At 81.6% G+C, this 510-nt stretch carries 1 pseudogene; it reads left to right on the plus strand.

Going from position 1 to position 510, the window contains the following annotated elements:
* Nucleotides 1–510: pseudogene (locus JHN63_RS51945) on the plus strand (condensation domain-containing protein); the annotation flags it as partial.

The raw sequence follows: 510 nt of genomic DNA on the forward strand, positions 1-510 counted from the left end.
CGGCGGCACCCTGCCCGGCGGCGAACGCCGTCCCGACCTGCGCGACTACACCGCCTGGACCGCCGCCCAGGACCCGCGGCCCGCCCGGGCCCTGTGGGCGCGCTGGACACCGCCCGGCGCCGCCCCCGCCGCCTCCCGCCCGGGCCGCCCGGGCGCTCCCACCGGCCTGAGCGGGGTCGGCCGGGCCCGGCTGCGTCTGGACGCCGCCGAGACCGTCCGCCTCGCCCGCTGGGCCGCCGCCCGGGGCACCGCGGAGAGCAGCGTGCTGCAGGCCGTCTGGGCGATGCTGATCCACCGCGCGTCCGGCGCCACCGGACCGGCCCCGGTGTGCTTCGCGGTGACCGTCCCGGGCCGGGGCATCCCGCTGGACGGCGCGGCCTGGCTGCCGGGCCCGCTGCGCAACCTGCTGCCGGTGTCCCTCGAGGTCGACCCGGCCGGCCCGGTGTCCCGGCTGCTGCGCCACCTGCGCGACCGCGCCCTGGACATGGCCGCCTACGAATGGCTCCCCGC

This window comes from Streptomyces sp. MBT65 (assembly GCF_016612545.1).
Lineage (GTDB): Bacteria > Actinomycetota > Actinomycetes > Streptomycetales > Streptomycetaceae > Streptomyces.